Source organism: Nocardia rhamnosiphila NBRC 108938 (assembly GCF_000720425.1).
Lineage (GTDB): Bacteria > Actinomycetota > Actinomycetes > Mycobacteriales > Mycobacteriaceae > Nocardia > Nocardia rhamnosiphila.
Genome location: NZ_JOAJ01000005.1, coordinates 641,774 through 656,565, shown reverse-complemented (window position 1 = coordinate 656,565; position 14,792 = coordinate 641,774). Strand labels below are relative to the sequence as shown.

The 14,792-nt window shown below is 67.3% G+C and carries 11 protein-coding genes; all 11 read right to left on the bottom strand.

Features of this window, described 5'->3' with window-relative positions:
* Positions 1-11: 11 nt before the first annotated feature.
* Positions 12-788 carry an enoyl-CoA hydratase gene (locus tag IG75_RS0120660; protein WP_030522422.1) on the bottom strand — a complete coding sequence of 259 codons (777 nt, stop codon included), beginning with the start codon at positions 786-788 and terminating at the stop codon, positions 12-14.
* Between the two features lie 107 nt (positions 789-895).
* Positions 896-1,642: an ESX secretion-associated protein EspG gene (locus IG75_RS0120655; protein ID WP_030522423.1), complete on the bottom strand. Its 747-nt coding sequence runs from the start codon at positions 1,640-1,642 to the stop codon at positions 896-898.
* A 6-nt stretch (positions 1,643-1,648) separates the two neighbouring features.
* Complete coding sequence (locus IG75_RS0120650; protein WP_030522424.1) at positions 1,649-2,476, bottom strand: ESX secretion-associated protein EspG; 828 nt, start codon at positions 2,474-2,476, stop codon at positions 1,649-1,651.
* Positions 2,473-5,019: a WXG100 family type VII secretion target gene (locus tag IG75_RS39900; RefSeq protein WP_051714754.1), complete on the bottom strand. Its 2,547-nt coding sequence runs from the start codon at positions 5,017-5,019 to the stop codon at positions 2,473-2,475. Before IG75_RS39900 ends, IG75_RS0120650 begins: the two co-directional genes overlap by 4 nt.
* Positions 5,020-5,097: 78 nt before the next feature.
* Complete coding sequence (locus IG75_RS0120640; protein ID WP_051714753.1) at positions 5,098-5,577, bottom strand: YbaB/EbfC family nucleoid-associated protein; 480 nt, start codon at positions 5,575-5,577, stop codon at positions 5,098-5,100.
* 205 nt (positions 5,578-5,782) lie between these two features.
* Positions 5,783-6,103, bottom strand: coding sequence for a hypothetical protein (locus tag IG75_RS0120635; RefSeq protein WP_030522426.1), 321 nt, complete (start codon positions 6,101-6,103; stop codon positions 5,783-5,785).
* A 34-nt stretch (positions 6,104-6,137) separates the two neighbouring features.
* Complete coding sequence (locus tag IG75_RS36440; RefSeq protein ID WP_036514472.1) at positions 6,138-9,737, bottom strand: WXG100-like domain-containing protein; 3,600 nt, start codon at positions 9,735-9,737, stop codon at positions 6,138-6,140.
* A gap of 348 nt (positions 9,738-10,085) precedes the next feature.
* The gene (gene mmsB / locus IG75_RS0120625; RefSeq protein ID WP_030522427.1) at positions 10,086-10,988 is read right to left on the bottom strand and encodes a 3-hydroxyisobutyrate dehydrogenase; all 903 of its coding nucleotides are present in this window, start codon (positions 10,986-10,988) and stop codon (positions 10,086-10,088) included.
* Positions 10,985-12,073 (bottom strand): enoyl-CoA hydratase/isomerase family protein, encoded by a 1,089-nt coding sequence (locus tag IG75_RS0120620; RefSeq protein WP_030522428.1) that lies wholly within the window; start codon positions 12,071-12,073, stop codon positions 10,985-10,987. Before IG75_RS0120620 ends, mmsB begins: the two co-directional genes overlap by 4 nt.
* A 37-nt stretch (positions 12,074-12,110) precedes the next feature.
* Complete coding sequence (locus IG75_RS0120615) at positions 12,111-13,262, bottom strand: acyl-CoA dehydrogenase family protein (RefSeq protein WP_030522429.1); 1,152 nt, start codon at positions 13,260-13,262, stop codon at positions 12,111-12,113.
* A gap of 5 nt (positions 13,263-13,267) precedes the next feature.
* Positions 13,268-14,767: a CoA-acylating methylmalonate-semialdehyde dehydrogenase gene (locus IG75_RS0120610; protein ID WP_030522430.1), complete on the bottom strand. Its 1,500-nt coding sequence runs from the start codon at positions 14,765-14,767 to the stop codon at positions 13,268-13,270.
* Positions 14,768-14,792: the final 25 nt, after the last annotated feature.

Genomic DNA, 14,792 nt, shown 5'->3' with positions numbered 1-14,792 from the left:
CGCTGAGAAGATCAGCGGTTGGTGAACTTCGCGGGCCGCTTGTCCACGAACGCCGCCATCCCCTCGGATTGGTCCGCGGTCGCGAACAGCGAGTGGAACACCCGCCGCTCGAACCGCAGGCCCTCGCCCAGCGTGGTCTCGAAGGACCGGTTCACCGCCTCCTTGGCGATCATGGCCACCGGCAGTGACATCGACGCGATGGTGGCAGCGACCTCCAGCGCGGTGTCCAGCAGTTCGGCGGCGGGCACGATCCGCGCCACCAGGCCGGCGCGCTCGGCTTCCTCGGCATCCATATTGCGGCCGGTGAGCACCAGATCCATGGCCTTGGCCTTACCGACCGCCCGGGTCAGCCGCTGCGAACCACCGATACCGGGAATGACGCCGAGTTTGATCTCGGGCTGGCCGAACTTGGCGGTATCCGCGGCGATCAGGATGTCGCAGATCATGGCCAGCTCACAGCCACCGCCCAACGCATAACCGGCGACCGCCGCGATGGTCGGCTTACGGAACTGGGCCAGCCGCTCCCAGCGGGCGAAATAGTCGTCCATGAACATGTCCATATAGGACTTCGGCTGCATCTCCTTGATATCCGCGCCGGCGGCGAAGGCCCGATCGGAGCCGGTGATCACCACGGCGCCGATCTCGTCGTCGCGTTCGACCTCGTCGAGCGCGGCGATCACATCGTCGAGGACCTGCGCGTTGAGGGCGTTCAGCGCCTTGGGCCGGTTCAGCGTGATGAGGGCGACCCCATTCTTGCGCTCCAGCAGAATCGTCTCGAAGTCGGTCACGGCGCATCCTCTGGTTCGAAAGGTCATGAACATCGGTGACGATACCGCGCGCCGGACGAGCGGTATCGACACGGCTCGAGGGCGGGGCGCGACGGTTACGGCGGTGGCTACGTCTCCAGTCGGACCATGATCTCCGCCATCCGCGCCTCGATCCAGTCACACATCGCGGCGCCGTCCATACCGACCAGTTCCGCTTCCGGACCCAGCACGTACCGGCCGTCCCCCGGGAGATCTCGCCAGACCAGACCCACATGGATGATTCCCCGCGCCCGGAAACCCAGCCGGCCCTGGATCACTTTCAGGACCCCGGCATCCGGTCCGGACGACACGGAGGGGGCGCCGGACGAGGGGAACCCGCGGACATCCGGGTTCGCGCCCCCGGCGGTGAGCCCGGCCGACACCGACTGCGGGTCGCGGCCCGCACCGGCTTCGGGCAACAGACCGACCACCGTCCGCGCCAGGAACGCGGGACTGCATTCGGCGATGTCGAAGCCGCCCGAGTGGGCCACGGTCTCGCCCGGCCGCTGCGTGATCACATAGCCCCGATCATCACGACGAACCGCGTGCACCCGGAGACATTGCTGCGGATCGGTATGGTGCCGTTCGTTCCACAAATTCGCCAGAACCATGATGTCGGGCCTGGTGAGCGCACGGACCATTGCGTCGAACCGCGGATCGGTCACTTCGCGCAGGCCCGCGCGTACCTCGTTCCGCTCGCATTCGTAGTCGTCGGCGAACCTGGTGTCACTGGTGAAGGTGAACGGACGCGGCAGGCCGCCGAGACGGAGGTCGTCGCACAGCACCTTGAACTGCAGACCGGTGAGATGCCAGCGGTAGACGATCGGTTCGGACACAGGCGGTCATTCCTCGATTTCCATATTCCGATCGAGCCGGGCCACCACCAGATCCACCTGCTCATCGATCCACTCGGTCAGATCCGCGGTGCCCATTCCCCGCGCGGACGGTGACGGATGGTGCATGGGGATCGCATACCGGCCGTCGCCCTCGACATCGCGCCACAGCATTCCCATCTCGACACGGCCCCGGGGACCGTACTTCGAACGACCCTGAACCACCCGGATGGAGCCGCTGCGTACGGCGGACGTACGCAGAAAGGTCAGGGCCCGGTCGTATTCGTTACCGGCGTCCTCGTTCTCGTTTTCGTCCTCGTCGTAATCGGAGATCATCGATCCGGACGTGCTGTACCCGGGTTCGAACCTGGGATCTCGGGTCGTATCGGGGATGGCGGTATCCGGCAATCGCCCGGCCCGCGCGAACGGTATCCGCGACAGCACGATATCGCCCAGCGCATGCGGATCGCATTCGACGATATCGAAGCCGGCCGCATGGTGCACCGTCTCGCCGGGCCGCTGGGTGATCACGAAACCCCGTGCCCGCTGCCGGCAGGCATGGACGCGGGTACGCACTTCCGGGTTGTCGAAATCCCCGTCGCCGCCGAAAGCCTGCAGGCTGACGAATACGTCGGGTTTGGCGAGCGCGACGCCGAATGCGTCCAGCTCACCGTTGTAGCGGCCCCGGAGATCCCGGGCGGTCTTCGAAAGCTCCCATTCGTATTCGTCCGCCCACCGGATCGAACTGGTGAAGACCAGCGGCCGCGGCAACCTGCCCTCGGTGTGGTCCGCACACAGTGCCCGGAACTCCAGACCGGTGAGCTCCCAGCTCCTCATGGTTCGATCACCGGTTTCACCCGGTCCGGGATGTCGAAGACATCCTCCATGTTCTCGCGGCCCTGCAGGTACTTCGACGGTTTGTAGTCGTTGTTCTGCCCGCCGGAGTTAGCGGCGCCCGCCCCCGGAGCACCGCCCATCGGCGCTCCCCCCATCGGCTGGGAGGAACCCGTGGGCGATTGATAGTGGCCGGCCGGGTCCAAGCCGGGGCCGGCCAGCGCGGCCCGGGGGAACAGTTGCGCCTGCTGCGGTTCGGGGTAGGGCGACAGCGGCGGTTCCGGAGGAGTGATGCCGCCCGGCAGGCCCGCACCGGCACCGCCACCACCCAGCGCACCGGCCAACTGGTCGAGCTGCTCCCGGGCCGGATCCAGCATGCCCTGCAAATGCTGCTGTATCTGGCTGGGATCCAGCATTCGAGCCAGTTCGTCCATTCCCGGAAGGCCGCTGCCGAGTTGCGCGAACGCCTGGATACCCTGCGTCAGCAGGTTGGCGATCCGACCCAGCGGGTCCTGGCTGCCACCACTGCCGGCTCCGCTCCCACTGCCGCCGGAGCCGTCGCCGCCCAACAGGCCGGCCAAGCGGTCGCCCGCGCTGCCGGAACCGGCACCGTCACCGCTCCCGGAGCCGGAGTCGTCGCCGAACAGCGTATCCGCCGAACCGTAGGGCGAATTCTCGTCGTAGAGCGAGGAGAGCGGGGTGTTCTTCAGCGCCTCGGGCATCTCGTCCAGCGGGATACCGGTGAGCTGCGAGAGCGCGTCCGCGAGTGACGGCTTGCCCGAACCGTCCGAGGCCGTGATCTTCCGGTTCTTCAGCGCCTCCGGCAGCTCGGAGGTAGGTATACCGGTGAGCTTGCTCAGGATATCCGCAGCCGTGGGGTTCTCCGGCATCTCGTTGCCACCGCCGGTGGAGTCCGAGCCGGGTCCGCCTTCCGACCCCGGACCGTTCCCGCCGGTCGAACCGGGGCCCCCGTTGGAGACCTGTTCGCCGGGGCTGTTGTTGCCCAGCAGATCCTCGGCCGAAGGCATTGTCGGGAGCGTCGGGGACTGCTGCTGCTGACCGGTGTAGGCCGGGCTGCTGCCGCCTTTCGGGCTCGAGCCGCTGCCGCCGGCCGGGCTTCCACCGCTGGACCCGGTACCACCCGAGGATGCTCTCTCGGGCATGGACGGCATGGACGGACCACCGGACGCCGTTTCGGGCATGGACGGTACGGACGGTCCGCCGCCGCTACCGGACCCACTGCCTCGCGAACCTGCGGTTATGGGTGAGCTGGATCCCCTCGACCCGTTGCCCAGGCCGGCGCCGGGACCGCCACCCGAACCGCTCTGTCCGGTGTATTCCGGTCCGCCGCTGCCGGGACCACCACCGCTACCGGACCCCGTGTTACTACCCTGACCGTCTTCGAGGCCGTCCGCGTAACCGTCCTCGTAGCCGGATTGATAGGAGCTTCCGCTTCCACTGCCCGAGCCGCTCCCCGAGCCGCTCCCACTACCCGAGCCGCTCCCACTACCGCTCCCCGAGCCGCTCCCACTACCGCTCCCCGAGCCGCTCCCACTCCCACTACCCGAACCGTCACCCCCGGGCTTGGCGATGGGCCCGTCCAGTACGGGCATCACCTTCACCGTTTCCTTCATCGGCTCGAGGTAGTACTCGTTGAGCCGCCAGCGGTAATCCCCCAGGTCCGGCTCGTGACACCCGCCGGGCTCCGTAGGGATACCCGGCATCTGCGGCTTCGTGTACGCCAAGAAGGTGGCCGCCCAGGCCATATTGTCGCGTACCTGCTCGATGGAGTCGATCAGCGGCTGGACGCCGTTGCGGTAGTTGCGTACCGCTTCCTGCGCGCCCGCCGAACCCTCGCCCTTCCACGACTCGGCCAACGGGAAAATCTTGTCCACCAAGCCGTTCAACTTGGAGCCCAGATCGCTCGCCAGCGAACCCCAGGTCGCCGAGCGGTTCATCACGGCCTGTGCATCGATGTACTGGCCGTGGTCGTACATCTCCCGCCAGGACACCGCATCCTGGGCTTCGACCTTGATGGCATCGCCCGGGTCCTTGTTGCCACCGTAGTTCTTCACACCGCTCGGAATATCGGGACTCTGGTTGGTGAACACGAGCGTCGGGTCCCGTGGTGCCATCGGGTCGGCCACTGTCGCGGGCTTGTACTCCGCCGCGCCCTCGCCCGGCTTGATCGCGCCCAGTTCGTCGCTCGACGCCTGATCGACATCGTCGTAGGCCTTACCTGCGGCAATGAACAGCTGGGTCAAACCCTCGAGCACCGTGGCGTGCTCGCGCAGGATCTCGTACAGGCGACCGGCCTTCTTGCTGTACACCCCAGCCAGCTGATTACCGGACGACAGCGCCCCGAACATCGCCGGATCCAGCATGTCCAGCTTGTGCTGGGTGATGGCATTGGCCATACCCCGCAGATCATCGACCAGATCGGCGGCCGCCCGGGCCGCTGTGATCGCGTCCTTCGGGGTGAACTGCAGATGCCCCTCGTTCGCTTGGGTCGTGAGATCGGTCAGCGTGTTCGGGTCCAATGCCATGAGCGTTCACTTTCCGTCGTAACCGTCGACCGGAACCTGCTGCGATACCGCGACCGGGCTCTGCGTGATCACGTGGTGTCAGTCTCGATCCGCGACAACGGACGCCGGCCCCGGATCGTCGGGCTCCTCCGGCTTGTTCCCCGGCCAGTCCGGCGAATCGGGCGACACGGTCGGTGTTTCCAGCGGCTGGGGTATCAGTCCGGCCAGGTCCGGCGCACCCTCGATCATCTCGGACAGCTTCGGTAGTGAATCCCGGTGCGCCAGCAACGGCTCCATCAGTTCGCGGGCCCTCAGCTGCACCTGCGCCGCGGCATCCTGCACGGCCTTGGTGATGGCCGCGGCGATCTCGTCCGGCGTCAGATCGAGGATGTCGTCGGCGAATTTGGTGTCGATGAGCAGACCGTCGGCGTTCACCGTCACCTCGATCCGTTTCTCCTCGGCGAGAACCGTGGCGGTGAGCAGGGAACGTTTTTTCTGTACCTCGGCGATACTGCGCATCTGGTGGCTCAAGCCCGACAGCATGGTCGCCATATCTTCCTGCAGGCGTTCGTTCACCACGGTGCTACCTCAGTCCTTCCGGTCCGGGAGTGACCTCCGCGAAGACCACCCCCGGGGATTACAGCGCAAGAGGTTGAATACCCGATGGCGCGCACGCGAATTCGGTGTAATACCAGCTCCCGGGCGTGCCTCCGAACCGGCTGTCCATCGAGCGCAGTTGATAGACGAAAGGTCCCGGTCTGCGGACACGGCCGCCCGCCTCCGTTCAGACCTGCCCGTCCATCCTGCGCAGCTCGTTGACAGCATCGGTTTGACCGGTGGCGATGGCAACAAAGGTGCCGCCGATCCCGTCGACGCCGTCGAGCAGGTTCGGTTTGGAGGTGCCGTAACCGTCGTTGTTGTTGCCGTTGACGAACTTCTCGCCGTAACTATCGTTACCCCACGGCTGTCTGTTCTGCTCGTCCTCGAGTGCGCCGAGCCGCTCCCGCAACCGGCTACCGACACCCAGAATCGAATCGCCGAGCTCCTGCGCTATTCCCGCGGCGATCGCCAACCCGTCCGGATCCACCTCTACGCGATCCACCATCGTCCTCACCTCTCATCCGGGTGCCGCCGGATCGTTACAACCTGAACGGCACATCTACTTCCGAGGACTGTGTCCCCGGGGTCCCACCGACCACTTCGCCCGCTGCCACCGTCGCGCCGTCGGGTACCACCGCGCCGGGCAGGATCACCGCCCCTTCGTTCACTATGGCCCCCGCGCCCACCACGGCTCCCGGGTGCACGATGACGCCCGCGTGGATCTGCGCGCCCTCGCCCACCACGGCCCCCTCCTGCACCGCCGCTCCCCCGTGGATGATGGCGCCCGCGCCGATCTCGGCGCTCTTGCCCACCGTGGCGCCCGCCTGGACCTCCGCCCCCGGCCCGATGCTTGCCGAGGGATCGACCACCGCCTCCGGACTCACGATCGGCTCCGGCGCGGCCGGTCCTCCCCCCGGATCCGCCGGGTCGTCGCCGCCCTTCGGAACAGCACCGTCGGGCAGCCATCCGTCGGTCACCACCTCGGGGCCACGGAACTCGAGGATCGGGTACGGCACCCGCATCGGCCAGCGCTGGGGTCGCGGTTTACCGCGCACATCCTTACCTTCGCCCAGCGAATGGCTGATGGCGTGGGCACCGTGGTGGGTCCCATGGTGCTCGGTCCTCGACTCGGCGTACCTGTCGCGGAAGAGCTCGTAGGCTTCGCGGGAGCCGGGTGGCACGCCGAGCCGATGCGCGAGCTCCGACCCGAACGACATCTCCGAGGTGTTGTCCGACCACATCGACTGGGACGGCGGCCTGCCGCTGTCCGAGGTAGTATCCGACCAGAACGACTGGATCGGCGGGCCCCCACCCTGCGCCGCGGAATCCGCGCTGTAGACCGACGCACTGTCCGACGAGGTTTCGAACGAGGTCTCCGACTGGTTGAACTGCGGCCGCTGCCACAGTCCCGGCGCCTGCCCCGGCTGCCCCAGCGGACCTCCGGAGAAGCCGACTTCCGATATCGAGCCGTCCGAGGAAGTCTCGAAGATTGTCTCCGCGTCGCTGTCCTCCTGTCGCTGCTGCGGGTTCTGCTGCAGGGAAGGCGGAGCCGGCGGGTTCTGCCCGCCGAACGGACGCGAGAAGTTGGTCGGCGGGGCCGCCGGACCGTTTAGGCCGAACGGGCGGGAGAAGTTGGCCGGGCCGGATTGCGATGCGCCCGGCGCGGGCAGGCCGGGTTGGTTGATTCCCGGCGCGGGCCGCGGCGAGCCTGCCCCCCAGTCGCTGCTCCCGGGTATTCCCGGAGTCGTCGTGGGGCCGTACATACCGGCCGGTGGCAGCGGAAAGTCCGACAGCGAAACATTGTCGGACCGCAGATCCGATCCGGTTTCGATACTGGTCACCGACGTGGCGTCGGAGTCGGTGTCGAACCATTCCGTTCGAAGGGGCTGCCCCGTGGCGTCCAGCGGGCCGCCGAAGATATCGTCCCTGCCGCCGGGCGGTACCGGCGAGGCATCGGGATCGGTCATCGGAGTGGAGTCGATCGAAGTGGCCGACGAATTGTCGTGCAGCCCCGGCTGCGGCACCGGCTGACGGGACGCGGGCCCCGCCGGCTGATTCTGCGACTGATGGGACTGCGACGAGAACTGCTGTTGCGCGGACGATGGCTGCGAGGTGGGATTCACCGGTCCCTGCTGGCCCGCCGACGGTCCCGGCTGCCCCTGGTAGCCGCCGCCCAGCGTCGGCGAATCCGTTCTGAACTGCCCACCGGATACGGTGCCGGGCGGACCGGCACCACCCGACATATAAACGTCGCCTCTCACATTGTGGATGGAAATACCGTCGTCCGAACCGCCGAACCAGGCGTGCTGCGGCATGGACCCGCTGTTGCCGACGAATGTCCACGGCGCACCCGAGCCCCCATAGCGCCCACCGGCGACGAAACCTTGCTCGTTGTCCCGGCCACCGTAGAAGATGCTGTCGTCATCGCGGCCACCATAGGTGCTGTCGTTGTCACGACCGTCGAAGATGCTGTCATCGTCCCGGCCACCGTAGGTGCTGTCGTCGTCACGGCCGTAGTAGACGCTGTCGTCGTCCCGGCCACCGTAGAAGATGCTGCTGTCGTCATCGCGGCCACCGTAGAAGCCACCATTGCTCTCGTTGCCGAACCGGCCCCCACCGCCCTCGCCGTATCGGCCGCCGTAATTGCCCTGGCTGCCACCCTCACTGCCGAACCCACCGGGGGTTTGGGAGCCGGAAGCGCCACCGTATGCCGCGGGACCGAACGTCCCGGATTCCCCCGGCAGGCGAGTGGGCTGCTGGTTGACCCCGTACTGACCATCACCGCCAGAGAACTGCCCACCCAGGCCGGCCTGCCCGTGACCGGAGGCTCCTGAACCGAAAGTGGGCCCACCGGCCGAGTTCGGTGCGGCAGTCGAGTTCAGGTTCTGTAGTGCGATGTCATCCGGCGCCATACCGGGCGGCGGTGCCGGGATATTGGTCGAAGAGGCAGTCGTCACAGTGCTGGAACTGTCGCTCGAGCTACCGGCCGAGCTCTCCGGCGCAGGAGTCGGGGTAGGGGCGAACAGCCCGGGCCCTTCGTACTTCGGCAGCCGCCACGCGAAACCCCGCCAGTGGTCGCTCCGGAATCCGGCCGGGTTGCTGAACCCGTCCGCCCCCTTCGGGATATAGCTGTTGAACGCCGCCCCGCCGCGCACCCCGCCGACTATCCCGCCCTGCGCGATATTGCCGACCCAGCCGGCGGCGTTGCCGAAGGCGGAGAAATCCGCGCCGGAGGCCAGCGCGGTGGCGAGATTGCCGAAGATGGCGCCGAAGGCATCGGCGGTGGCGCCGATGAACATCCCGCGGAACGCACCCATGGCAGGGTTGTACACCACTTTGGCGGGAAGTTTGTTGAGTCCCTTGTCGATGAATTCGCCTAGATACTTGCCGAATTCGCGGGCGGGGACCGCGCCGGCGGCACCGCCCAGCGCGCTCAGGCCGAACTCCTTACCGTTGAACTCGTGCCGCTTACCCTGGCCTATCTGGCCGGCCTGAACACTGCCGTTGATCGCCATCGGCACCACCGCGCCCTCGATGGCGCGGGAGATGTAGACACCCCAGCCTTTCGCGGTCGGCCAGTGGGCAGTGCGTCCTGCCCCGACGAGGTTTTTCCAGAAGGGACTGTGCTTCAAGTTCGGCGCACCCATTCGCGCCGCGATATTCGTGATCGTCTTCTGCACGAAATCCTGTATGAACTTGAGAGCCGAGCGTGTCGAGACGATCGCGGCCGCTTCGACGGCGGGCGCGGTCGGGGGGAACAGCCAGGCCCAGGCGATCTCGATCGCCAGCCAGCACAGCGTCAGGATGATGGTGAGTTTGGTGGCCTGTAACTCGGTGCCCATATCGAACGCCGAATCATATTGCGTCATCATGTATTCGGCGATCTGCTCCAAGGAGTGTTCGCCGGTGCGCAGCTCGTCGAACCGCCCACCCATCTCTTCACGCGCGGCGCCCGCCGGATACGCGGCCATGGTCGCCTGACGAGCCTCGTCGATCTTGGCGAGCAGAGCGGTGAGCTCCTTGCTCGCCTCCTCCCAGGCCCGGGCCACCTCCCAGGCCTTGTCTTCGTCCCCGTCCGGCCACGGGGCCCCGGCGATCCAGCCGAGCCAGCGCAACTCCTCGGGTAGGTAGAGCGTCATACCGGCGAAGCCGCAACAGTTCGATCTTGCTGGCTCACCGCTACCTCCCTGACGGCCGATACCAGTGCTATCTCAGCGTATTCGGCTGAACTGGCAGTAGCGCTGCCTTGAACTCCATACGAGATCCCGGCGAATGGGCCTCCGGCCGGACCCCGTTCTGCCGCGCCGCCGAACCGAAACAGTGGCTGTAGCCGCGCGGCCGGCCCGGGCCGGCCGGATTCGCCGCCTCGACGAGCAGGGACCTGCCGTGCTTGTCACACGACAGGTCCCTGTTTCGCCACGGGACAGACCCATGGCTCCGCTACCGGCTCACGGTGGACGGTGAGATGCGGCGCTCCGCCGGACCGGCTATTCGGCCGGACCGGTTCCGCCGCTGCGTTCGCGTACGTCGGTGATGATGGCCGAGAAATCCCGGTCGCCCGAGGTCTCGTTGAACTCACGATAGATTTCGGCGGCCAGTTGCCCGATCCGGCCCTCGACACCGTTGGCGCGCAACGCCTCCACCGCCAGCCCCAGATCCTTGTTCATCAGCGCGGTGGCGAACCCCGGCTTGTAGTCGTTGTTCGCCGGGCTGGTCGGCACCGGGCCCGGAACCGGGCAGTAGGTGGTGAGCGACCAACTCTGCCCCGAGGCCGTGGAGACGACATCGAAGAACGCCTGATGGCTCAGGCCCAGTTTCTCACCCAGCACCAGCGCTTCCGACAGGCCGATCATGGAAATGCCGAGGATCATGTTGTTACAGATCTTGGCGGCCTGCCCGTTCCCGGCGGCACCGGTGTGCACCACCTTGGCGCCCATCACCTCGAGCACCGGCAGCGCCTCGGCGAAATCGGTATCCGCACCGCCCACCATGAAGGTCAGCGTTCCGGCGGCCGCGCCGGAAACCCCACCGGAGACCGGCGCGTCCAGGGCCCGGTGCCCGGCCGCCGCCGCGGCAACGGCCGCGGCCCGGGCGTCGGCCACATCGATGGTCGAACAGTCGATGAACAGTGTGCCCGGGTTCGCGGCCGGCAGCAGTTCGTCGTACACGGTGCGCACCAGCTTGCCGTTGGTGAGCATGGTGATCACGATGTCACGACCGGTGGCCGCGGCCACACCGGAATCCACCAGCGCGACCCCGTCGGCGCGGGCCTGTTCCTGTGCCGCGGGCGAGGGGTCGAACGCGTGGACGTCGTACCCGGCCTTGACCAGGTTGGCCGCCATGGGGCCGCCCATATGGCCGAGGCCGAGGAAGCCGATCGTCTTGCTCATTGTTTGTCCTCCGGAATCGTCAAACCCAGTTCCCGCGCACCGAGCTCGGCGAAATATCCGTCGACCTGCGCGGTGGTCACATCGGACAGGGCGGCGGGCGACCACCGCGGGTTTCGGTCCTTGTCGACCACCTGTGCGCGGATGCCCTCGACCAGGTCGTGCGAGGCCAGCGAGGCGATCGACACCCGGTACTCCTCGTTCAGCACCGCTTCCAGGCTGCCGGTGCCCTTCGCCGAACGCAGCGACCGCAGCGTCACCTGCAGCGCGACCGGTGATTTGCCCAGTACGTCGGCGGCGGCCTTGTTCGCCTCCGGCGATTCGTGGGCCTGTAGGCGGGCCACGATCTCGGCGACGGTATCGGCGCTGTAGCAGGCATCGATCCAGTCGCGTTGCGCGATCAGGCTCGATTCCGGTGCCTCGGCGGCGAATTTCGCGATGGCGACATCCGCGGCCTCGGTCTCCAGGGTGGTCAGCAGCGCCGGGATCCGGTCGGCCGGAACGTAGTAGTCCGCGAACCCCGTGGCGACGGCATCGCCGGCCCCGAGCCGCGCGGTGGTGAGCGCGATATGCGTGCCCAGCTCACCCGGCGCCCGGGACAGCAGATAGGTGCCGCCGACATCGGGGATGAATCCGATACCGACCTCCGGCATGCCGACCTTGGACCGTTCGGTGACGATGCGATGGCTGCCGTGCGCCGACAGGCCGACCCCGCCGCCCATCACGATCCCGTCCATCACCGCGACATACGGCTTCGGATAGCGGCCGATGAGCGCGTTGAGAATGTACTCGTCGCGCCAGAACTTCCCGGTCGCCGAATCCGCCGCCGCGCCCACATGCCCCGCCGCCTGCTGTTCCTTGGCGTCGTGGTGAATGGCGACGATATCGCCGCCCGCGCACAGGCCCCGCTCACCGGCGCCGGTGATGGCCACCGTCCGCACCGAATCGTCAGTGGCCCAGGCGCGCAACCGCTCGGTGATGGTGAGCGTCATCGCGTGGTTGAGGGCGTTGATGGCCTTGGGCCGGTTCAGGGTGATCAGGCCCAGGCCGCCGCGCTGTTCGACCAGGACTTCGGGTTCGTCGCTCATTCATTTCCTTTCGCGCTCGCCGCCGGGCGTCCGCCGATCACGACACACCCGCCACGGACGCTGTCATCGACCGGGCGACGACCATCCGCATGATCTCGTTGGTGCCCTCCAGGATCTGGTGCACCCGCAGGTCGCGGACGATCTTCTCCAGGCCGTATTCGGCCAGGTAACCGTATCCGCCGTGCAGTTGCAGCGCGGCGTTGGCGACCTCGAAACCGGCGTCGGTGGCGAACCGTTTGGCCATGGCGCAGAGTTCGACCTTGTCCGGGGCATCCGCGTCCAGCGCCGCCGCGGCCCGCCACAGCAGGGTCCGGGCGGCTTCGAGTTCGGTCCGCATATCGGCCAGCTCGAATTGCAATGCCTGGTTGTTCAGCAGCGGAGCGCCGAACGCATTGCGCTGGGCCAGGTAGGGCACGGTTTTCTCGAGCGCGGCCTGCGCCCCGCCCACCGAGCACGCGGCGATATTGAGCCGCCCGCCGTTGAGCCCGTTCATGGCGATCCGGAACCCGTCGCCCTCGGCGCCGAGCCGGTTGGCCACCGGCACCCGCGCGTCGGTGAGGATCACCTGCCGGGTGGGCTGGGCGTTCCAGCCCATCTTCTTCTCGTTGGGCCCTACCTCGAGACCAGGCGTGTCGGCGGGGATGACCAGCGTCGAGATACCCCGTGCCCCGGTGTCCTGGGTGCGGACCATCATCACGTACAGGTCGTTGCTACCCGCGCCCGAGATGAACTGCTTGGAGCCGTTGACCAGGTAGTCGTCACCGTCACGCACCGCGCGGGTGGTGATGGCGGCGGCATCGGAACCCACACCGGGTTCGGTGAGCGCGTAACTGGCCAGCTGGTCCATCGCCGTCAACCCGGGCAGCCACTGCCGGCGCTGGTCGTCGTCGCCGTAGGCGTCGATCATCCAGGCCGCCATATTGTGGATCGAGATATAGGCCGCCACGGTGGGGCATCCGGTGGCGAGCTGTTCGAAGATCCGCACCGCGTCCAGCCGGCGCAGCCCGGATCCACCGAACTCCTCACCCACGTAGATGCCGCCGAGCCCGACCGCACCCGATTTCCGCAGCACATCCACCGGGAAGTGTTTGTTCTGGTCCCATTCCACGGCGTGCGGCGCCAGGTATTCGTCGGCGAATTCCCGGGCGGTATCGCGGATGGCCCGCTCGTCTTCGTCGAGCGTGAACACGGCCGTCATTCCATCGTCGGGATGACGAAGCTGTTGCTCTCCTTCAATCCCGCCGGCCAGCGCTGGGTCACCGTCTTGGTCTTGGTGTAGAAGCGGATCGAATCCGGGCCGTGCTGGTTCAGGTCACCGAACCCGGACCGCTTCCAGCCGCCGAAGGTGTAGTACGCGATCGGCACCGGGATCGGGACATTGATACCGACCATGCCGACCTGTACGCGGGCCGCGAAATCGCGGGCGGTGTCACCGTCGCGGGTGAAGATGGCTACGCCGTTGCCGTATTCGTGGTCGTTGGCCAGCCGCAGGCCTTCCTCGTAGTCCGCGGCGCGCACGACGGTCAGCACCGGGCCGAAGATCTCCTCCTTGTAGATGGACATCTCCTTGCCGACCCGGTCGAACAGGGTCGCGCCGACGAAGTACCCGTTCTCGGCACCGTCGACGGTGAGGCCGCGGCCGTCCACCACCAGTTCGGCGCCCTCGTCGATGCCCCGCTGGATGTACTTCTTCACCCGGTCCACACCGTCGAGGCCGACCAGCGGCCCGAAGTCCGCGCCCGGATCATCGGATTTGCCGACATTGAGCTTGTGCACCCGTTCGGTGAGCTTCTCGACCAGCCGGTCCGCGGTCTCCTCGCCCACCGGCACGGCCACCGAGATCGCCATGCAGCGTTCACCGGCCGAACCGTAGCCCGCGCCGATAAGCTGATCGGCGACATCGTCGAGATCGGCGTCGGGCATGACGATGGCGTGGTTCTTGGCGCCGCCGAAGCACTGGGCGCGTTTACCGTTCGCGGTGGCGGTCTCGTAGATGTACTGCGCGATCGGGGTGGAGCCGACGAAGCCGACCGCCTTGATCCGGGGATCGTGCAGGATCGTGTCCACGGCCTCCTTGTCGCCGTTGACCACGTTGAACACGCCCTCGGGCAGACCGGCTTCGAGGAACAGTTCGGCCAGCCGCAGCGGCACCGACGGGTCGCGTTCGGAGGGCTTGAGCACGAAAGCGTTACCGGTGGCCAGCGCGGGACCGGCCTTCCACAGCGGAATCATGGCCGGGAAGTTGAACGGGGTGATGCCGGCGACCACACCCAGCGGCTGGCGCATCGAGTAGACATCGATCCCGGTGCCCGCGCTCTCGGTGTACTCGCCCTTGAGCAGGTGCGGGATACCGACCGCGAACTCGATGACCTCGAGGCCGCGCTGGATATCGCCCTTGGCGTCGGGGATGGTCTTGCCGTGCTCACTGGACAGCAGCGCGGCCAGCGAGTCGATCTCATCGTTGACCAGGGTCAAGAACTTCATCAGCACCCGGGCCCGGCGCTGCGGGTTGGTCGCGGCCCAGGCCGGCTGCGCGGCTTCGGCGTTCGCGATAACGGCCTCGACTTCGGCCCGGCTCGCCAGCGGCACCCGGGCCTGCACCTCGCCGATATTCGGGTCGTAGACATCGCCGAACCGGCCGGAGGTGCCGGGGACGTGCTGCCCGCCGATGAAATGTGTGAGTTCTCGAACCATGCGATTCCCTGCCTCGTGTCGGGGG

Bases quoted from the DNA above. Each gene is read 5' to 3' on its own strand.
- IG75_RS39900 (WP_051714754.1), bottom strand. From the start codon at position 5,019: ATGGCATTGGACCCGAACACGCTGACCGATCTCACGACCCAAGCGAAC.
- IG75_RS0120620 (WP_030522428.1), bottom strand. From the start codon at position 12,073: ATGAGCGACGAACCCGAAGTCCTGGTCGAACAGCGCGGCGGCCTGGGC.
- IG75_RS0120610 (WP_030522430.1), bottom strand. From the start codon at position 14,767: ATGGTTCGAGAACTCACACATTTCATCGGCGGGCAGCACGTCCCCGGC.
- IG75_RS0120650 (WP_030522424.1), bottom strand. From the start codon at position 2,476: ATGAGGAGCTGGGAGCTCACCGGTCTGGAGTTCCGGGCACTGTGTGCG.
- mmsB (WP_030522427.1), bottom strand. From the start codon at position 10,988: ATGAGCAAGACGATCGGCTTCCTCGGCCTCGGCCATATGGGCGGCCCC.
- IG75_RS36440 (WP_036514472.1), bottom strand. From the start codon at position 9,737: ATGACGCTCTACCTACCCGAGGAGTTGCGCTGGCTCGGCTGGATCGCC.
- IG75_RS0120635 (WP_030522426.1), bottom strand. From the start codon at position 6,103: ATGGTGGATCGCGTAGAGGTGGATCCGGACGGGTTGGCGATCGCCGCG.